The following is an 18,554-nucleotide window of genomic DNA, read 5'->3' on the forward strand; positions in this document are numbered from 1 at the left end:
AACGCCGGAAAGAACCTACGAATGATAATTATTATCAGTTGCATCCTATCGGTTGAATCTTTGCCAAATAATTCCACCAGCCAGGCATTCATTGTGAATAGCTTTGCGGATTGTTTTAGCCAGTTCATCCATTGCTTTCTGGTCTGCCGCCACCTGCCTTGCAACATCCAGCGCAGCACAGTCAGCAGCATTTTTCAGCATGTTTTCGAGCAGAGATTCGAGATTGGTATCAATGCCGTAATTATTTTTAAACTCAGGGGCTTTAATAGTTACTGTGCTCTGAACCGGCTTATCTCGATTGATACCGATGTTCATGGTGTATGACACAGAAGCTTCACCACCAGCATTATATTGCTCGAATCCCTGTAGGGAAGCTGAAGCATTTTCGAGATCCTGCTCGCTCAAGTCATGTTCTCGGAGCCGGATTTTATCGTCTGTAGTTTCCTGGCGACCCAGTTGCACACCAGCAGGAACTACGGTAGAAGGTTTTGACCCATCGTCTACAACGACCACAAGCGCGCTTAAAATTGTGATCTGGAATGTATATTACCCCATCGATCATTACTTCCATATTTACTCCAATGTTATAACAGAGGTCGCTTGTGTCATAAAAATATGAAACTTTTATTTAAACTACGGAGATACGAAAATGAACTACATTCAGAGCACCTTTGCAAAGAAACTCAAAGAAAACAAACCATTATTACTTAAAAAAAGTAAAAGCATAAAACAAGAAATAATAAACCATAGTAAGCATGATTTATTAGATGGATTCATTAGCATCACGCAGGACGATGATGATAGCCTTGCAATTAGTTTCGCAGATCTTAAGCTTGAAATTACAAGTCAAGATAAATTTGCGTTTAGTGACGACAAACAAGTTGGCCTTCAAACATGTTTTTATCATGAAGATGAATACATTTTTTCAATGAAAATTATGCATACAGGTCACGTTAAATTCGTCAATGAATTTAGCGATGTGTTTCCAGTGCTTGAACATGACGACACGCAAATCCCTCTAATATTGATACATGGTATACTTTCAACAGCACATCAAAAAGGTATTATTCTCCTGATTGATTAATGAGGATGTAGCAGGCACTCAGTGAATGCCTGCTGTAATGCCTTACTCTTCAACCACCGCATCTTCCGGCAACTCAACACAACCAAAGACAGACATACCCAGTGAACGGTCATCCTCCACCGCTACCAGTTGTGATTCAGAAAACCAACGCTCAGTCGCACATTTGTTGGCGGCCTGGTAGTAAATAAAGTACTGGTTCTCACCTGTCACATGCTGGGAGCGGGCCTGTACCTCGCCAAACTCATCACTGATACGCAGGTTCACCAGCTGGCCCAGGCAGAATTTAAAATCTTTTGCCACCGGCAGAATCGAGTCACAGCTTTGTTCTTGTTTCATTCTTCACTCTCTTATCGTTAAAAAGCCCCGCTATTGCGAGGCTATAGGCTTGTTGTTTGACTCTCTCACCGAGTCGTAAATCCGCTCACACGTCATTCCTGCCCTGTAGCTTTCATCAGATCGTTCAGCATAATATCGAGCTTCTTCCGCAAGACTTCCGAGCATGTCGGCGAGCATTGCTGTGTCGGCTCCAGCTGTTTTGCTTCTGACGGTAGCGGCAAGATCTGCGGTGTGCTTTGCGGCGTCCAGGCGGGCGGCAAGTTTTGTTGCTTCGGTGCGCAGTTGGCTAACAGTGGCAGGCAAGCCAGCAGCAGTGGCAGCAGCTTTTGCCGCTTGTTGTTGTGCATCTTTCACAGCCTCTTCACGGGCAATAATACGCCCTTGTTCAATCATGCGGGCAGCGGTCTGCGCGTTCGCTGTTTGCGATGATTCAACGCTGTCACGTTCCGCCCACTTTTTTTCCCACCCGCGACTGCTCCATACACTGCCGGCGATGAATGCGACGGATACCAGAAGCGCGGCGATAATGATCTGAGAGCGAAAACTCATAGCAATATCACTCCCACAAACAAGAACCATCCCCAACCAGTCATACCCTTGCATGCGAGTATTCCGGCGACAATGAAGCAGATTGCAGATGGTAAATATTTCACTGGTCTAACCCCCAGCACGTCAGCGCGCTTTCCTGGTCTCGCCTTTCTACCTGCCCATAGCAGCCATTTTTCTGGCCTTTGGTCAGACGACAATCGCGGCCACCGTCTTTTATCCACCAGCGAATCGCTTCGCATGCGCCTTTACGATCACCAGCATTGATTCGCTTGTAGAACGTGGACGGGAAGCATTTACCTGGACCAATGTTGTAAGGGCAGAAAGAAGCGATACCCGCTTTCTGCGGTTCGGTCAGTGGTACTTTGATATTTCGGTCAACCCACGCAAGCGCCTTATCGCGTTCTATGGCGTTTACCCTGGCGCATTTTTCAGCAGACAACTTCATGCCCTGTACTACCGGCTTACCATCGACCATCGTGGCGCCACGGCAAATCGTCCAAAGTCCGCCGCCGTCGCGATAGGCCGTCAGACTGTTACCTTCTTTCTCATCGAGAAACTGGTCGAGAATCACTGACGCTGGCGCACCGGCAAGCACCAGACCCAGAACGGCGGCGCTTATCTTTGTTTTTATCGAGGCCATAGTTATTTTGCTACCTCACCAGAGATGCGTTTCATTGCCTCTGTCACGACCTCAGCCGCCGCTGGGCGATCACGACTTGGTTTAACGGCTACATCAGCAAGGTACTTAGCTAATAACTGCGTCCTTTTTTTTTCTTCATCAAGCCGTTCACGTTCTTCTTTCCTCTTCGCGTAGTAGGTCTTAATGGTGAAATAAGCCGAGATCAGAGCGCCAAGGATAAATACATAATCTTGCAAACTCAGAACAGAAAAAAAACCAAGCAGGCCTGACCACCAGTACGGCATGTTATGTCCATCGGTTGGGTTCATACGTTGCATATCCGCACCTCCGTGATCGGGGCGCTGTTTGTGATGAAAGGGTCAGGCTTCACGGGCTGGATTTATCAACAAAGCACGCAGTGAGTGATACCCGTGAGCCTGAAATGAAAAAGCCCCGCAGAATTGCGAGGCTTTATATTTTGGAAAGATTAGATCGACGATATGACAGGGGTACTGTGCCGTAGCACGTTCGCGAATACCCCTGTCGTATCGCCGGAAAGCAAAAACCCCGCGCTGGCGGGGTTCTCGTTATATTCAAATTGTTCGCTTTTCGTCGCTGCCATCGTGGCACAGCTCTGCCAAGCATGAATGGATTATCTAACTTTCTGGGTAGTTTTCAACACCAGACACAAAAAACAGCACAAAAAAGCAAAAAAAACACGTTATTCCTCGTTTTCCAAAAGAGCCTTCGCTGACAGGAACACCTTTGCCCTGAAAATCTGTAAACACCACTTCACTCGCTCTCTTGCCTTTTCTTGTGTCAGCCAGGGAGCAATCACCTGCAGTTCCCGGGTTATGTCTGAGATTTTTTTTCGGGTGGTGTAATACTGAAGGCCAACAACATAAACCGGATCGTTAATATCCAGCGCCTGCAGCACGCATTGCTCAACAAAATCGACATCGTCATTATGCAGGGCTTCATCAATTACACTGGCTGGTGGCTGCGGCCAGAGAATGCTATGTGCCCTGTTCATTGCCTGCTGTCCACGGAAACCCTCTTCACGAGCCTGATTCAATGCTGTGGTGAAGCGCTCCAGTGCCTTTTCTGACCAGTTCCGTCCCTTAAGCACATTCCAGCACGCATGGCCTCGCGGCATACGGGGGGCAGTTTTTCCTCCCACACCCTCACCCCATGTAGTGAGCAGGGATTTAATCCATCCGGACTGGATCCCCGTCAGGAGAATGCATTTACCCAGCCAGCTTTTACGCGGCGCAGCTGCTGCTTTTTCAAATGCTGACTGCTGTAATCTGCGTTGGCGTGGCGTCATGCTTTTAGCTCCTCAATAATTATTCTCCCGGTTTCTCCCCATAATTTTGATACCCGTGCATCCCATATATGAGCATCATTTTCGTAAATGGCGTCCATCAGGGCTTTCATCATATTGTCAAAATCAGGTTTAGCCTGGTGTGGTTTACCGTTGAACTCAGCGCGTTTCTTTTTACTCCAGCTCGCTGGCATCGGAAGAATGAAGGTGACATGCGAACCGCTTTCCGGCAGATCAACACCCTGCAGACGAACTTCATCACAGAAAGCCCGGTAACGCAGAACCTCGGGGCGTTTTCTCCATTTATCAGCACGGGTCATTCTGGGCTTACCAACAGGCGTGATTTTATAATCAGGCATGAGTCGATTCCCCCAGTTCGTAGAAAACCTGCACGAGCAATTCGGTTTCAGTACCGAATTTATTTTCCCAGGACTGCCGCCCGGCATGAATGGCCACTCCATGACCGCCGGTACGATGATGGGTATGACAGAGAGGAATTACGTGAAAATTATCTGCACGAACAGACATCCCGGTACCGGAACTACAATGATGGATCTCAGCGGGAGTATCTCCCAGCCCTTCATTGCGGCAGACAATACGATTCAAATCGGCAACGCGAGATAAGTAGAGCTTTTCAGCTTTATTCTTTGATCTGCTCATGCTGCATCACCAGCACAAACAGCGACACAGCTCACGAAGGAACGGTGTGAATGGGGTAATTCAGTTTTATGCGCCATCGCGTTTTCCCGGTTGGCGCAGTGTTACTCAGTGGGCTGTTCAGACCCGTTTTCGAGTATAACCCAACTTATCCTGCATCTGAAACAGGAAGACCAGCTTTCTTTCTGGCCTCTTCCAGTTCCCGCAAAGACGTAACAAATTCATCTTTACGTAAAGCGAATCCCCTCACCACACTCCCCTTCACGAAATAAATCAGAACCGGGCCAGTGTGCTCCGGCAACCCTGGGATTAAATCATCCGGAATTTGCATGAGATGCCCCTTGCAAAGATTCCCACACCTGAATCAACCTGAATTACCTGGCAATAATCGTGCGAGGCGATGCGGAAACTCGATTTAAAAAATGGCAGCAGGAGCTACCAGCTAAGGGGGGGGGTTAGTTAACAAACCACTCGTCTGCACTTTCCCAGGTATCCTGGAGGATTGATTCAATTTTCTTTTTGTCGTCCTTGTCACCGCCAAAAACACTTAACCCATCTGACCCGGCACGGCGGATGGTGAGCCTGCAATTGTCATAGTGATCGTTCAGGCGCTTAAGCAATTCTTTCTCCAGTGCTGGTACCGCGCCTTTAGGAAGTTCTTTCATGCGATCAATGGTTAATTCAACTTTCATAATGGTCTCCATTGCATATACTGTGTTTTTATACAGTATACCTATGCACGAAAATGATCAACGAGTTAAGAGCACAAATTGTTAAATTTCTGTCAGTAGTAAAAAAAGAAAACCCGCCGTAGCGGGTTGAATTAGCACTGTTTTATTCTTTCTGCGGCACAATCCCGTAAGATTCGCCCTCACTAACGCCTCATCAATGATCAACTGTGTGACCATGAGGTAAAGTGTTAACCAACTTTCATTCGCCTTTTTCAATCAGCAAAAGGCTGGTTAGTGCCAGGAGCGGACGTTGATAGTGTGAAGAGAGAATTTCCGCTATGCACTTATTTCTGAAATCTGGCTGCTGCTTTTAAAGTAGCTTGCAGTCTCTTTTCAATTAATGGTGCAGCCTGTTCTTTTACTTTTTTTAACTGCTCTTCAGAAGCTGTGCGGGGGGAGCCACATGTGAAGGGAGGCGCGGGGTCATATTCCATATGCAGCTGAATATTCTGAGCGATATCACTTCCATACATTTCTGACACGACGTTGAGAGCAAAATCTATACCTGAAGTCACGCCTGCGCCGGTTATACGGTTGCGGTCACGAACTACGCGTTCATTTATCGGTTCCGCACCTAATAATGCGAGCTGCTCTAGAGATGCCCAGTGTGTTGTTGCTTTATAACCCTCCAGAAGCCCTGCCGCGCCCAGAACAAGCGACCCAGTACAGACCGAAGTCACCAACTTTGCTTGTTTACTTTGAGTGCGGATAAATGAGAGGACTTCTTCGTCATCCATCAGATTTATTTGACCAGGCCCACCAGGCACACAAATTACATCCAGTTCGGGGCATGTTTCGAATGTGGTTGTGGGCTGTATAGCCATACCACGCTCAGAAACAACCAGATCCAAGCTTTTCCAGATGAGATGAACTTTTGTGTTTGGCGCTCTTACGAATACTTCATAAGGGCCGGTAAGGTCAAGCTGAGTTAGAGACGGAAAAAGGAGCAGCCCAATTGATGTGCATTCAGAATCAGTCATAAAGAAAACCTTCTTATTTGGAGGAATATAATGACTATTCTCTCATGAAAGGCAACTGCATTGTTTGATGGATAGACGTGCGTTTTTTCAACTAACCCACTTCCCCGCTGATTAACACGCAGCAAGTTAGCTATGTCAATGGCGATCTAATTGTGAACATCCGCTCTTCGCTCACAGCGGACCTGACAACCAGTAGATTGCTCCGTTCTGTGCCAGAAGCGGACCTTATGGATGCTGTCATATGAAATACGCTTGTAATCTGACTCCAGACTCACTGATTGTCTCAACGCCAGACAATGTGTGATTGTCCCTACCAAAAGAAGTGGGAGAACATACTACCTGCTAATGTTTGCACACAGAATGCCGTTTTATTTTGCAATGCCCCAATTTCAGGTGGCAAGGATCCGTTTCGGAATGCAAAAGGAAAAATTAATGCACATTAAAATGGGTAATTCTCAAAATCCAATTACGACCTATACCTCCGCCTCATCAACGACGGGGCAAAAAACTGAATCATCGACAACCGCTAAATCGACATCGTTAACTTCCGCCACGCAGACCACCTTTTCAAGCCTGGCGAGCCTGCTCAGCGATGCGGCAACCCGGGCAGAAATACGTGATGCATCCAGCAGTCGCAGCCAGTTGCAAAGCATGGCTGAGTCGCTGTTAACGGTGATTGATGGCCCGGTTTATACCCAGAATAAGGCGAAACACGATCAGGAAATCCCTGATACGCAAAGCACTGAACTTCTGCAACTGGCGAGCAAAGCGACAGATTTTCTCAACGGCAAAACCACCAATCCGTTTGCAGGCATGCAGCGCGAACAGCTCGCGCTGATTGCCTATGATGATGGCAGTGCATTTACCGTCAATGAGCGACGCGCGGCCTTACAAGAGATCGGCAGTCAGGAAGATAAATGGACGCAACAATTTATCAGTAGTGCGCAAAAAGAGATCAGCGCTTCCGGCAGCTACAAAAAATCTTATAGTGCGCTGCTGAGTCACTATCGTGAGCTGCCGGCTATTGAACAAGCGCAATACTCTGAAGGTCTGGAACAACAACTGGTAAGCAAGGTGGCTAAATCCACAAGTGACAGTACCGGCGAAAATACGGTCTTTACCGACGCCTTGCTGACGTTGCAAAAACAGCAAATTTCCTCCATGCGGATGCAAATCTCCTCCCTGAGCCTGTTTTCGCTGGCTGCGAATAAACGTTAATCACCACGGCCAGGACGGCGCGCTGAAGGACCGTGTCAGTTTGTCCAGAGCCAGCGCAGGTTTATTGCCGTTATACTATCTGTTAAAGCTAAGTTCAGATGTCCGCATTGTGCCAGGAGCGGACATCCGGGGCATTTATTATCTTACCTTCGCCAAGATTGCTCTGAGCAGCTCGATAGTTCTCCAGATGTCATCCTGTGTATCTCCATCCCAATCAGGAACAGTGGCCAACTCAGCTTTGAGCTGCTTTATGAGGATATGTGCGTCTGCAATTTCATCCTTTCGACATTTTGATGCAATACGAGGTATCGCAGTCGAAGATAGTTTGGATTGAGGCGGAGGGTTGGTATATTCGGCTGCAATTAATTTTTGTAATTTTCGCATATGATCAATATACCCGGAGGAGTGGTTAGGATAACAAAAGTTATGCTACATGGTAATTATTCCTGAAAAGGAAGCCAAGAAAATAGTTGCCCCATTAATCTTCCGCTTCTCGCTCACTGCGGACCTCGATCTTCGGACTGGTCCGCTCAGCGCCAGGAGCGAATATTGCTTACATCAGACTGTATTAATCAATAGGAATCAGGTCAGGATCATTAATTGATGTCTGGTGTCAGAGTTTCTTATCACTTGGCCTGATTGCCTCAAGCTATAGAGACACTATTGATGTTAATGCATAATACCCTTTTTTGATATGACTCATTCAGATCTGTAAGACAAACTGTACCATTATCCTTTTTTCACTCTGCCCACAATCAGGTCTTTGATGGAAACACCGTCATCTTTTGCTCGATGATATAGTAAATAAAATGTTTCCTCATCAATCCTGATGACGAAAGTGCGTTTGATTATCCTGTCGTAAAGGTATGCGCCTGCTAATATAAGCAAGAAAGTAAGAGAAGCGATTAATAATGCACTAGTTCCTCTATCAATATAGGTAGCAAAGAGAATACCCACAGGAGCAAGGAATAGCATAATATGAACCACTAGAAAAAAAGCTGCAGAGCCAAGCCCACTATTCTTGAACTCATTTCGGGTTTTAATCATTACAGCTTTAGATACAAGAAAAAAAGGGATCAGAACTAACCCGACTCCCATATATTTCAGATAATCCAACGCAGTTAGAGCGATCATTAACTATTCCTGACGGGGACTCGAGATCGTTGAATGCTGGGGTGAAGTTACTATAAAGGAAGCACCGGAAGATGTCTATGGAGGGTGGAGTGAACAACTGCGAACTTCCGCTCCTCTCTCATAGCGGATCAAAATCAAATTCTAAAACGACGTTGCTAAGTGGGAGTCCATAGTGAATGACGGGACGCTCCGGGCAGCGCCATAATAAATCAGCGCCCGCTAGAGGTAGACGTTGTTTCATGGTGCTATGAACGCTCTTGCCAGACAATCCAAGCAACAGCCACTTCCCATGAAATATATCCGTTATTGCCATGTTTCGCCCTGCGAAGATCAACCGTATCACCAAACCTTTCAATGATGAATTTTTCAAATTCTATGCGTTTCTCTTCGTCGTCCGTTAAATCCATGTTCTCCCCAGCAGCATCTTACTAATCGCTCTTATTGCATAAAAAATAGCATATCCGTTAGAGAGTGAAAAACCCGCCGAAGCGGGTTAATGTACCGATGGGATTTTAGTAACCAATTTCCACAAAGCGTTTCCGGATCCTCAACAATCCTCAATCTTTTAGACATGACTATCGAGATCGATATCTTGTTCGATAGTTGCAACTTCAACCTTGTTGTGTAGGCGTTGTTTCATTGAGTTATATATTGACGGATTGTCATTATAACTTTTGAAAGTTAAAACAAATGCCACATCTTGCTCATCTAACTCATGATGTGTCGAGTATCCAAACTGATATAGGTCTCGAGTAAAAATTCTTGCGTATAATCTTATTTTGTCACTATCTACAGCAACACCACTAAAAGTTTTTGCATGATGCCTTACAGGGCTCCATTTTGCTAACTCTAGACGAGAATCGACTTCTTTTTGAGTTGACTCTTTCATTGTCCCAAGGAGATTTTTTGCTTTAGATTCAGCATTTACATGTTGAAGAGCACACTGTAATCTTGTTGAAAAATAGTTATCTCCCGCAAATTCAGATACTAAAGGTTTTAAAATTGCAGTTAATGTTATCTCTCCTTTAATTTTTCCGTCTACAATCATTTCTGGCGGTAAAGGAATATCATTCCAATAATAGGAGCTTCCAGCTTTTAACTTTGAATTCCAAGCCAGGGTTACAGAGCCATCTTCGCATAACCATGGCATTGATTTACTTTTATGCCAAGGGGTACCCCATCCTATTCTTAAGTCGTGCTCAGTACCTTCTGATTTATTTATGAGTAATGCTTTTACTAAATCTGGTGTTGCTTTTTTAATATTTTTAAACGTGTGTGCCGCTATATTTGAAATCAGCGGTGCACTAAAACTAGTCCCGGTAGCAATATCTCCACCAATCATTCTAAGTTTCGAAAACCACGAAAGCTCCGGTTTTTTCATTCCTCCAGGGGCAGGTCCACGTAAACTTTCAGAGCATGCAGAATCGACACCACCAGCTTTATTAGCTTGTCTACCTGATATTGTTAAAGCAGCTTCGCAATCAGCAGGCGGGCAAAGCTTTGAAGAATTATCACTACTAACATTACCTATTGAGATAACTGGCAATATTGAAAACTCACGAGCGATTGTATTAATCTCATGCCCCAAATAGCTTATCTCCTCAATATTATCAGTTGGGCTAACTTCGTTAAAGGATAAATTCCATACTGATGAGATACCTTTTGTTTTTTCAGCAACCTCTCTGAGGTAGTTTACAAACTGTTCTGTTGTTGGCTGAGATAGAGTGCCTTGTTTGTTAATCGCCTGCACACTCACAAATTTACACTCCAACTGCGGAAGTGCCAAGTTATTATTCCAAGCACTTCCCTGACACACAATTGAAGTAACACGATTACCATGTTTTAAATCTGCTGACCTGATGTCCACAAGAGGTTTAATATTAATGACATTTAAAGGTACGTATGATTGGGCGGAGCAGCCACCGTCAATGATAACTACTACAGGAGCACTATCTTTATTAATCATTTTAGGAGATGGCTCAGCCCCATCCCCTGGAGGTAATGATTTTGTCGTAATAGGTTTTACAGGCTCTATCCTATATATCGCACCAGAACAAACTAATCTCTTGAAATCTTGCTTTGATTGTATAACTGTTGTAAATGACAAGTGTCCACTTGCCAAATAGTGACTCAGTTTTTTCGAAAAAGAACGATTTTGATTGTTGTTCTTGTCATTTGAGAAAATATTATCGAAGTTTGATTCACCAAATGTTAAAATACCGTCATCTACTAATAATTCCAATTCTTCAGCAACTGAAACTCGAGCTTTGGAATCATGGAACGGCAATGCCCAAACATTAAATTGTTTGCCTGTGCTAGTATCTTCACCAAAAACTTCTTCTTCATTTTTATTCCTAAGCACCTCATTTTTATCAAACCCTTTTATACTTTTAAGCCTAGATATATCGACTTTAATCTTATCGGTATTCGCGGAGGTTATTCTTTTAATAATATCTGGAATTTTATCTTTGGATGTTTCCACAAGGAAACCATTGTAAGCGGGGGTTACTATTCTTGTCGCTGCGTTGGTTTCAAAGAGGTCATTTGGTGTCCATGATGGTGCCAAGGAGTCATCGAACATTTTAACAAGCAGATGGATTTTACCAGAATGGTCTACTAAATCTTTATCTTTCTGAATAGACCTTAAATTCTCAGATAATATTTTTTGTTGAGAATCCAATCTTGACCATTCGATTCCCCCCGCACTTTTCCCTCCCCCAGTAACAGCTTTTGGGGTCGGTTCAGCCAAGAATGAAAGGATTGGGTTTAATGTTCTTTTTCTGCTATTACCATCTGCCATAGTATTACTCCTTTAAATGGCTAGAAATTGTTTGCCTGCTTAAACTCAGCAGATCTGCAATTTCAGTTTTTGAAAATAATCTTGTTTCTGACAATAAATTTATAAGCTTTTTCTTTTTAACCAATTCCATATCATTGCTGCATGGCATTACTGAATTATTAAAATCACTATCAACTACAGATAAAATAATTGACGGCAGACTTAGTTCCGTATCATTTAGAATAGCTTGTCTTCTTGCAGCTATTGAAATAGTTTCAATATCTGCCCCACTCATTCCTTCCGAAATTGCGGCTAACGCTCTTAACTCCTTACTTTTACCATTATCCTGAAAAAGAAAATGATCCCACAACACCTCCCTCAAGTCTTGTGATGGTAAATCTAAACGTATTTTAAATGGAAAACGTCGCCATATAGCAGGATCAAGTAGTTCAGCATGATTTGTTGCTGCAATCACTACTGAATTATCATCAAGAGAATCTAATCCTTGTATTAATGTGTTAACAACTCTCTTGAGTTCCCCTATCTCATGCTTATCATCCCTCACTTTAGCAACAGCATCTACTTCATCAAGTAAAAGTATACCGTTACGTGACGGTACAAATTCAAATATTTGCCGTAAATTCTTAGCCGTATCACCTAATAAAGAAGAAATAACTGAATCTAATCTTACGACATAAAGAGGCCTGTTAAGCTGAGATGCAATATGCCCCGCAATCAATGTTTTCCCTGTTCCTGGAGGACCAGAAAGTAACAAACCCAGTTTACCTGTTAGACCATTTTCAATTAACTTATCTTGTTGTTTTACACTCTCAATAAAAGTAGTAAAAGTATTTCTTTCACTTTCCCCTAATAAAAGAGGGGTCACCGGCCATTGATGTTCCTCAAGTAGAGGCATTCTAGACTTAGGATCTACTGGCAAGCTATCGCTATATCCGGAACTGCGCAGAGGAACGCCCTTACGACGAAGCACCGATTTTATCTTCTTTGCCCCATCCATATCCTCGACACTGATAGCCCTCGCAATGCGATTACTTACGCTTCGCACTTCAGAATAGTTTGCATCCAGAGATGCCTCAATGAGAGCCACAATATCTTCTACTAACACTTTCATACCTTCTCAGATTGACACATGACAACTAAAATCAAAATTTCGCGCCTAAAACAACTGTAAATGTCATCCATAACGGTTAATGTGTCAAGGATTCTATGATAAATGTTAAGCACACACACTATTTGTACGCATACACTTTTAAAGTGCGTGAAATTTGTTCACATGGACCGGAGACACTCATTTTCGGCATTTAACCCTCTGAAAATATGCCATCGCATTACCCTCCGCCATACGTTCGACCATGCAATCAGCGGTGGTCAGGGTGCATACGCGGATGTAACTGCGATGGTGGTGCTTACCAGTACGAACTATATTTCGAGTCGCAACGACCTTTAAATTCGATAGCCCAGCGACGGATGCAACGTGCGTTAAGTGATTTGCTCATTTCGATGCTCCCCGATTAACTTTTTCGACCAGTTCAATCCACTGTGGCGCCAGCTTTTTTTCTGCCTGCACGCGGCTACCGGCTGGACCATCCAAATTCACGCGGTAATGGTCATACGGACATTTCAATCCACCCCATACCCATCCCATATGGTTTGGCTTTAGCGCGTATTCGGGCATATTTCCGCAGGTCGGACAGCGTGGTAACTCAGACTGTTTCATTGCGCCAACTCCTGCATCAGCGCGCCGTGTTTGCGAATGCTGCGAACGGCTTCACGAAGTTTTTCCAGGTTAGCCAGCTTCGCTTTTGTGCGCCGAATTTCACTTGAGATACCGCGTACCGTTGGGATCAGCAGATCATCAGGACGGCTGACGAAAGCGGGGATTTCCTCAACAATTTCAGTGACAGATTTTTCTGGTACCAGTGGTGTTGATGTTTCCGGTTCCCGTGGTGCAGAGTTTTTGTTTTTCACTGACGCAGTGGCCGGCACCGAATAAACAAACTTGCTGCCTACTTTTTCGCGGATGATCCGCCCTTTTGTCATGTGGTGAGTCAGCATTGGCGCCACACGTTTTGACTCAATACCTGCCAGTGTTGCCAGCTCAAGGGATGTCTGTGGCCCATGTTCCGCCAGTAATGCGATGACGTCGCTGACTGATACACTTACCGGCGCTTTGCTGAAAGAACTGATCGCTTTTGGCTGTGATTTAACTTCCCCGGTGGCAACTTCCCAGTACCCGTTAGCCTGAACAACCTCGTTACGCTCTTCGTGCTCACGCAGCATCCCGATCACTGCCGCCGGCTCAATTTTCATGCGCGCCGCAATTTCACGGGCAGTCGCTTTTTCCATCGCTTTCAGTACGTCTAAAATGGTTTCCATAAAATTCTCCAGGTTAAATTAAGCCAGCCGCTTTACGGCGTTTGTATTCTTCAAGCAGCTGCTGTGCGGGTGTCGGTCCTGCCGGATGGCGCGGCGCCGCAATCTGTTTTCTTACCGGGGGGATCTTCCCGCCCTCTTCTAGATGCTTTTCCCATCTCGCCAACTGGTCTGCCGCCAGCCTTTCCAGTTCTGGTTGGGTCATCTGCCGCTCAACACCGGTGCGGCGCAGTTCAGTGCAAATCTGGTACAGGACCGGGTTACATTTGCGCTCGATGAAATATTCCTCAGTGCTGCTGTAGCGGTACGATTCGTTGCGCCAGCGCTTGTATTCCGCCATTACGTCCGCCGTCTTAAGCCCCAGCCTGCTGCCGCCGCAGTCAGCCACAATGGTCACGAACTCAGCCAGGTCAGGCGGCCATGAGTTGCCCGCAGCGCAGCGCGCCACCAGCGCATTACAGACGCTCGTCATCCGGTCGCTGGTCAAATTCCCAATCTGAGCAATCCATAGGTCCGACGGGGCCGAGCCGTTTTTGGTCTCCCATCGGTTGGAATAGATTTCCATCATGAGCTCCCAAAACGTCCACGCCTTCTCCTCGACCGCGGAGTTGTGCAGCGCGTGCTGCGCGTGCTCGCTGTACAGCTGCGTTTGCTGTGGAGTTTGGATCCAGTCCTGCATGTGAGTTACCTCGCGGTTTAGTGGGTTTGGCCTGTTGCAGGTGGCGGGCAAACTTTTGCTCCCACTGCGTCTGGGTGAAAACTTTCTGCTCAGAAATCCAGTAATCCGTAAAACTGGCCAGTGCGGCTTTCAGCTCTTTTGCTGCAAGGTCGGCAGGGATCGGGAAATTCCAGTACGCAGCACGCTGGCGAAAATCTGCCGATGGCGCCCATTCCGTTGTCATCGGGAATTTTCCAAATGACTGTGCTGCGGGGTATGCGATTCCCGGTTGTCCAGGGTATTCCGGTACCGGGTTGTTGTTAACTGGTTCGACCTCTGACCCTCGCGCGTTATGTGTGGGGTTTAAGTCTTTAGATTCCTCTGGGGGATTCCGTATCCCGTTTTTGGGATCGTTTGACGGAAAAAACGGGATCGTTTCACCGCTTTTAATACACCCGTTTTTGGGTTCGTTTGGTTTAACAGCCCCGTTTTTGGGTTTCTTTAAAGCATCCCGTTTTTGGTAATGTTCCCGTTTTTGGGTTCGTTCTGCGTCTTCGATGCTCTCTTCAATTCCCACTAACTTGTAGACTGGGATTTGCTTTGTACGTCCGCGGCGCTCTCCGGTATCCTGGATAAAACCGTTTTCCACCAAATGCTGCAGGCTGGCCTGGACGGTTTTTTTATCCAGTTCTGTAGCCTCGGCCAGCGCCGCAATTGATGGGTATGTCGTAAAGTCTGCGCCGCACATGTCCGCCATCCAGGTCAGAACTAACTTGGCAGACGATCGACCCGTTTTAGCTTTCTTAGCCCAGCGCATGGCATCAAGACTCATTGCTGCACCTTCTTAAATTTCAAATCAAACTCTCTGCGGCTGGTCTCGCAGATGTCCTGATAGCCTTCGTATCGGTACATAACCCGAAGATGAGAAACTCTCATTACCGTCACCATGCGTCCGCGTTCGTTGCGGTATTTCATCCCCGGAATCAGTTCAGCGCTGCGATCGACTGTCTCCGCCGGTACTTTGTGCTTCATCGCATTTTTCATGCGGTCTACTAATTCCTGGGCAAGCATGGGAGCCTCCTGTTACGCCGCGCGCGGACCAATATGGTTAAACTGGATGCTGACGCCGGGGATGAGATCGGCCAGTGCCTGAATTGCTTCTGCCGTTTCTTTGCGGATTACCTGCATTGGCTTACCAGTCAGCACTGCACTGGTCGCCTCGATGCACTCGCGGTTAGCAATGGCCACCAGGTTATGTAAGTCATGCTGACCAGCCAGCTCTGCATCCATCGCAGCTTTGATTGCTGGCGCCAGCGCAGCTGCCTGGCCACGATAGTTCGGCGTGTCATTTCGAAATGCCCGCTGGATGATCTGCGTGTTGTTGTGCAGGCGGCGCGCATACTCTGACGGGTCCACGATATCTGCCAGGCTATCCAGCAAATCACCGTAGTGATGCGAGGTAATCAGTGGGACAATCTTTTTCCAGCCCCCTTTCCTGCCATCCTTCATCGCCCACTCTTCCAGCTCGATGGCCAGCAATTTAATCTCGTTGATTTTCATCAATCAGATTCCTTCTTGGTCGTGCAGGTATTCTGTTTACCAAGGCGTTTGGCCTGGCGGTAACGGTCATAAACGTCTTTGTCGTAGATGAGTGCGCCATTTGAGGCATCAGCGAGACGCTGAGCACAGCGCTCGGGAACAAGTTCTTTCCACTGGCTGACAGCGGAAGGGTCGATACCAGCAATAGCCGCAATACGGGAGCGGGTTCCAAAGTGTTTAATTGCTGCGGACTTCAACATTCTTATCTCCAATCCTGAGTTTTCTCAATGATAGTCACGCAAGGAAACTCAGGTCAAGAAATATTAAGATAACTAAATATGAGTGAGATGACGTTAGGCCAAAGAATTCGACAGAGACGCAAGCAGATCGGCTTGAGCCAAAACAAGCTGAGTAAAGCTGCAGGGGTTTCTGATTCCTCAATTTCGCTGTGGGAAAGTGACACTACTGCCCCGCGTGGCGAGAACCTGCACAAGCTAGCAGAAATTCTGCAATGCTCGCCTACATGGATCTTATTCGGTGATGAGGATAAATCTCCTGAACCACCTCTGCCGCCAGGAACTCAATCACAGATGACTGAAGAAGAGCTTGAGTTGTTACAACTTTACCGCTCTCTTCCTGAATCGGAGCAGCAGGCTCAGATTCAAAGCCTTCGGGCGCGCGTGGATAATTTCAATCGGTTATTTAACGAGCTGCTCGAAGCAAGGAAACGCACCAACCAATCGTAGTTCAAGCTGCACTTTGATTTAAAAAATAATTTCTCTTCATTTTCATAATGTTGAGATTCTTTTCGCTTCTTTTCATGAGTTTTCTCAATATTTTTATTGACCAATCACAATGAGAAAACTAAATTAACGTCATCAAGTAACCACACGCAGTGATTACTCAGAATCAAAATGTTCCGCTTACCCTGGCGATACAGGGCCAAAAACAAAAAAGCGCCCTACTGGACGCTTTGCTCTTTAATAATCTGGACATTCTGATCATAGGTAGCTGAGTTAACCAATATTCAGGCGGTACATGGCTCTCCAGTAACTCTTTGAACAAACTGACAAAGAACAATTTTTCCTTCTTCAATTGAATCAAAAAGTTCTGAATGATAAACGCCATCAGTTCGCTTACGAAAAAGATACTCAAATTCTGGTTTGACGCTTCTAGATGTCAGGCGTTTCAAAGTATCCATATCGCAGCGGAATTTGAATTGCTTGCCAGACCTTTGAAGCATGTGCACACCCGTGGATGTATTACCTTTATTTCGAATAAGTGAAACCATGGTCGATGTGCCTTTGCAATTGAATTGGCTGATGATTGACCATCTGATCAATCTACCTCGGATGTCCAGATTATCGCATTCCTGACTGTTGGGGAATAGCAGGATCCACCGCGCCTGATGTGGTTAAAAGCAGGCTAAAGCAATAACAAGTAGTCCCCTGTTCTGGCGGCCCGGTGTTTTCCCGTGTATTTCCGGTAACCGCCAGCCTTTTTCAGGGAATATCAGCCGGTCATGGTAAGTATCTCGCAGGATCCTTACCGGGACTGGAAGAGTTACCACTTGGAGACGGTCCTTTTAAATGTCCTGGACAGTGGCGCTTTGGTAGCGATAACAACCACTCCAGTTGATCCTGGGAGTTATCAGGTCAGTGAGATGCCAGCACTCTCGACGGCAGTGACGGCGGGAAGTAGACCGCTGACGGATCGGAAAGACGAGCAAGCCCAGACGATATCTGAGTGGCTTTAAAAACAGATGGGAGTCGGTGGAGTCCCGGCAAATGGGTTTCATGTACCGAATGAACACATGATGACGCGGGGAAAGAACCGTGACAGGAGGGAAGTAGACCCCGCGAACACAACATGCAAGCGCACTCCTTCACTTACCAGTTATGGGTGACAGGTGTGAAACAGGCGGAGTGCGCTTGCAGATGTGATTAATTGCTGTGTGTGCCGCGTGGTCTTTGCCCATCTCCCACGATGGGCACCTTTTTTACCGGAGGGTTTATGAAAAATTCACAGCCAGTTATACCGGACGGGGATCCTGATGTGGAAAGCTCAGTAAGTAATTTTATTTATCAGTTAAGCGTTCCTGCGTTTCGCGACCGCCTTACAGCTGAACTTGAGGCACTGTACGAACAACAGAAGGCAGCTCTCGATCACACGGAATCTTTACTCAGGATGGTGCGTGCCAATGGTTAAATTTACCAGCGAAGATATTGCCCAGCGTACAGCTGAAGCTGAATATAAAAAAGCTGTGGCTGATATAACCGGCGTTCAAAAATATAAAGATGAGGCAGTGCTGGATATGTGTTTCATCAAAGTAATGACCAAAATAGTTAACGACCAGAGGGTTAATATTAGCGAATTTTTACGCTGAACTTTTATTTACCCCCTTCAATAACTTCAAACAATTAAGAGAGTTTTTATTTATGCCTTAACTGGCAGGGCTAACTATATCCATCAATGATGACCCTGTCATAGCCACCCATGCAGGGAGGGTAAGTGACACTTGAGTGCTGTCCGTATTGTAAAAAATGGAGTTC

General features: G+C 45.9%; 28 protein-coding genes and 1 pseudogene. 5 read left to right on the plus strand and 24 right to left on the minus strand.

The features are described 5' to 3' along the window. Positions 1–45 precede the first annotated feature (45 nt). Positions 46–405, minus strand: a complete 360-nt coding sequence (locus OGX91_RS23000; RefSeq protein WP_286627402.1) for a hypothetical protein — start codon at positions 403–405, stop codon at positions 46–48. A gap of 244 nt (positions 406–649) precedes the next feature. Between OGX91_RS23000 and OGX91_RS23005 the strand changes: the two genes are divergently transcribed. Next, entirely contained in the window at positions 650–1,084 is a 435-nt protein-coding gene (locus OGX91_RS23005; protein WP_286627404.1) for a hypothetical protein, read from the plus strand. Positions 1,085–1,126: 42 nt separating this feature from the next. Here the strand turns inward: OGX91_RS23005 and OGX91_RS23010 are convergent, their stop codons facing one another. The 10 genes from OGX91_RS23010 to OGX91_RS23055 all read right to left on the minus strand — a co-directional run bounded on the left by OGX91_RS23010 (position 1,127) and on the right by OGX91_RS23055 (position 6,280). After that, entirely contained in the window at positions 1,127–1,420 is a 294-nt protein-coding gene (locus tag OGX91_RS23010) for a hypothetical protein (RefSeq protein ID WP_286627405.1), read from the minus strand. Positions 1,421–1,450: 30 nt separating this feature from the next. Beyond that, on the minus strand, positions 1,451–1,969 hold the full coding sequence (locus tag OGX91_RS23015; protein ID WP_286627437.1) for a DUF2514 domain-containing protein: 519 nt from the start codon (positions 1,967–1,969) through the stop codon (positions 1,451–1,453). A 100-nt stretch (positions 1,970–2,069) separates the two neighbouring features. Continuing rightward, positions 2,070–2,609, minus strand: coding sequence for a lysozyme (locus OGX91_RS23020; RefSeq protein WP_286627406.1), 540 nt, complete (start codon positions 2,607–2,609; stop codon positions 2,070–2,072). Between the two features lie 2 nt (positions 2,610–2,611). Next, positions 2,612–2,926 carry a hypothetical protein gene (locus OGX91_RS23025; protein WP_124021129.1) on the minus strand — a complete coding sequence of 105 codons (315 nt, stop codon included), beginning with the start codon at positions 2,924–2,926 and terminating at the stop codon, positions 2,612–2,614. A 383-nt stretch (positions 2,927–3,309) separates the two neighbouring features. Further along, on the minus strand, positions 3,310–3,915 hold the full coding sequence (locus OGX91_RS23030) for a hypothetical protein (protein ID WP_286627407.1): 606 nt from the start codon (positions 3,913–3,915) through the stop codon (positions 3,310–3,312). Further along, complete coding sequence (locus tag OGX91_RS23035; RefSeq protein ID WP_286627408.1) at positions 3,912–4,271, minus strand: RusA family crossover junction endodeoxyribonuclease; 360 nt, start codon at positions 4,269–4,271, stop codon at positions 3,912–3,914. The genes OGX91_RS23030 and OGX91_RS23035 overlap by 4 nt, the downstream gene beginning before the upstream one ends. Then, a complete protein-coding gene (locus tag OGX91_RS23040) occupies positions 4,264–4,572 on the minus strand; it encodes a Ref family recombination enhancement nuclease (RefSeq protein WP_286627409.1) in 309 nt (102 codons plus the stop codon). The genes OGX91_RS23035 and OGX91_RS23040 overlap by 8 nt, the downstream gene beginning before the upstream one ends. A 145-nt stretch (positions 4,573–4,717) precedes the next feature. Beyond that, the gene (locus tag OGX91_RS23045) at positions 4,718–4,900 is read right to left on the minus strand and encodes a hypothetical protein (RefSeq protein WP_286627410.1); all 183 of its coding nucleotides are present in this window, start codon (positions 4,898–4,900) and stop codon (positions 4,718–4,720) included. A 124-nt stretch (positions 4,901–5,024) separates the two neighbouring features. Further along, positions 5,025–5,261 (minus strand): DinI family protein, encoded by a 237-nt coding sequence (locus OGX91_RS23050; RefSeq protein WP_046671203.1) that lies wholly within the window; start codon positions 5,259–5,261, stop codon positions 5,025–5,027. Between the two features lie 323 nt (positions 5,262–5,584). Next, positions 5,585–6,280, minus strand: a complete 696-nt coding sequence (locus OGX91_RS23055; protein WP_137346184.1) for a DJ-1/PfpI family protein — start codon at positions 6,278–6,280, stop codon at positions 5,585–5,587. A gap of 432 nt (positions 6,281–6,712) precedes the next feature. On the opposite strand from OGX91_RS23055, the gene OGX91_RS23060 reads away from it, so the two are divergent. Continuing rightward, positions 6,713–7,498 (plus strand): hypothetical protein, encoded by a 786-nt coding sequence (locus tag OGX91_RS23060; protein ID WP_123924672.1) that lies wholly within the window; start codon positions 6,713–6,715, stop codon positions 7,496–7,498. Positions 7,499–8,227: 729 nt separating this feature from the next. Here the strand turns inward: OGX91_RS23060 and OGX91_RS23065 are convergent. The 12 genes and pseudogenes from OGX91_RS23065 to OGX91_RS23115 form a co-directional block, all read right to left on the minus strand. Beyond that, positions 8,228–8,632, minus strand: a complete 405-nt coding sequence (locus OGX91_RS23065; protein WP_286627411.1) for a hypothetical protein — start codon at positions 8,630–8,632, stop codon at positions 8,228–8,230. Between the two features lie 245 nt (positions 8,633–8,877). Then, a complete protein-coding gene (locus OGX91_RS23070) occupies positions 8,878–9,039 on the minus strand; it encodes a hypothetical protein (protein WP_286627412.1) in 162 nt (53 codons plus the stop codon). 158 nt (positions 9,040–9,197) lie between these two features. Beyond that, on the minus strand, positions 9,198–11,432 hold the full coding sequence (locus OGX91_RS23075; protein ID WP_286627413.1) for a S8 family serine peptidase: 2,235 nt from the start codon (positions 11,430–11,432) through the stop codon (positions 9,198–9,200). Between the two features lie 4 nt (positions 11,433–11,436). After that, positions 11,437–12,543 carry an AAA family ATPase gene (locus OGX91_RS23080; protein ID WP_286627414.1) on the minus strand — a complete coding sequence of 369 codons (1,107 nt, stop codon included), beginning with the start codon at positions 12,541–12,543 and terminating at the stop codon, positions 11,437–11,439. A 201-nt stretch (positions 12,544–12,744) separates the two neighbouring features. Next, positions 12,745–12,928 (minus strand): annotated as a pseudogene (locus tag OGX91_RS24255) (hypothetical protein); the annotation flags it as partial. Continuing rightward, the gene (locus OGX91_RS23085; RefSeq protein WP_286627415.1) at positions 12,925–13,149 is read right to left on the minus strand and encodes a hypothetical protein; all 225 of its coding nucleotides are present in this window, start codon (positions 13,147–13,149) and stop codon (positions 12,925–12,927) included. The pseudogene OGX91_RS24255 and the gene OGX91_RS23085, both read right to left, overlap by 4 nt. Beyond that, positions 13,146–13,808, minus strand: coding sequence for a hypothetical protein (locus OGX91_RS23090; protein ID WP_286627416.1), 663 nt, complete (start codon positions 13,806–13,808; stop codon positions 13,146–13,148). Before OGX91_RS23090 ends, OGX91_RS23085 begins: the two co-directional genes overlap by 4 nt. Positions 13,809–13,821: 13 nt before the next feature. After that, on the minus strand, positions 13,822–14,277 hold the full coding sequence (locus OGX91_RS23095; RefSeq protein ID WP_199963312.1) for a replication protein P: 456 nt from the start codon (positions 14,275–14,277) through the stop codon (positions 13,822–13,824). Then, positions 14,261–15,295 (minus strand): DnaT-like ssDNA-binding domain-containing protein, encoded by a 1,035-nt coding sequence (locus OGX91_RS23100; RefSeq protein WP_286627417.1) that lies wholly within the window; start codon positions 15,293–15,295, stop codon positions 14,261–14,263. The genes OGX91_RS23095 and OGX91_RS23100 overlap by 17 nt, the downstream gene beginning before the upstream one ends. Beyond that, positions 15,292–15,534 carry a DUF4222 domain-containing protein gene (locus OGX91_RS23105; RefSeq protein ID WP_137346196.1) on the minus strand — a complete coding sequence of 81 codons (243 nt, stop codon included), beginning with the start codon at positions 15,532–15,534 and terminating at the stop codon, positions 15,292–15,294. Before OGX91_RS23105 ends, OGX91_RS23100 begins: the two co-directional genes overlap by 4 nt. 12 nt (positions 15,535–15,546) lie before the next feature. Then, positions 15,547–16,023 (minus strand): toxin YdaT family protein, encoded by a 477-nt coding sequence (locus tag OGX91_RS23110; protein ID WP_137346197.1) that lies wholly within the window; start codon positions 16,021–16,023, stop codon positions 15,547–15,549. Further along, on the minus strand, positions 16,023–16,262 hold the full coding sequence (locus OGX91_RS23115) for a Cro/CI family transcriptional regulator (protein ID WP_137346198.1): 240 nt from the start codon (positions 16,260–16,262) through the stop codon (positions 16,023–16,025). The genes OGX91_RS23110 and OGX91_RS23115 overlap by 1 nt, the downstream gene beginning before the upstream one ends. Before the next feature lie 78 nt (positions 16,263–16,340). Here OGX91_RS23115 and OGX91_RS23120 point away from each other — a divergent pair, with 78 nt between their 5' ends. Beyond that, complete coding sequence (locus tag OGX91_RS23120) at positions 16,341–16,748, plus strand: helix-turn-helix domain-containing protein (protein WP_137346199.1); 408 nt, start codon at positions 16,341–16,343, stop codon at positions 16,746–16,748. Positions 16,749–17,029: 281 nt separating this feature from the next. Here OGX91_RS23120 and OGX91_RS23125 read toward each other — a convergent pair whose 3' ends face one another. Beyond that, complete coding sequence (locus OGX91_RS23125; RefSeq protein WP_071891820.1) at positions 17,030–17,293, minus strand: hypothetical protein; 264 nt, start codon at positions 17,291–17,293, stop codon at positions 17,030–17,032. 722 nt (positions 17,294–18,015) lie between these two features. Here OGX91_RS23125 and OGX91_RS23130 point away from each other — a divergent pair. Both OGX91_RS23130 and OGX91_RS23135 read left to right on the plus strand, forming a co-directional pair. Next, entirely contained in the window at positions 18,016–18,210 is a 195-nt protein-coding gene (locus OGX91_RS23130; protein ID WP_137346200.1) for a hypothetical protein, read from the plus strand. Continuing rightward, complete coding sequence (locus OGX91_RS23135) at positions 18,203–18,388, plus strand: hypothetical protein (protein WP_044711810.1); 186 nt, start codon at positions 18,203–18,205, stop codon at positions 18,386–18,388. The genes OGX91_RS23130 and OGX91_RS23135 overlap by 8 nt, the downstream gene beginning before the upstream one ends. The last annotated feature ends 166 nt before the right edge of the window (positions 18,389–18,554 follow it).

The organism is Citrobacter sp. Cpa228, from assembly GCF_030333085.1.
Lineage (GTDB): Bacteria > Pseudomonadota > Gammaproteobacteria > Enterobacterales > Enterobacteriaceae > Citrobacter > Citrobacter pasteurii.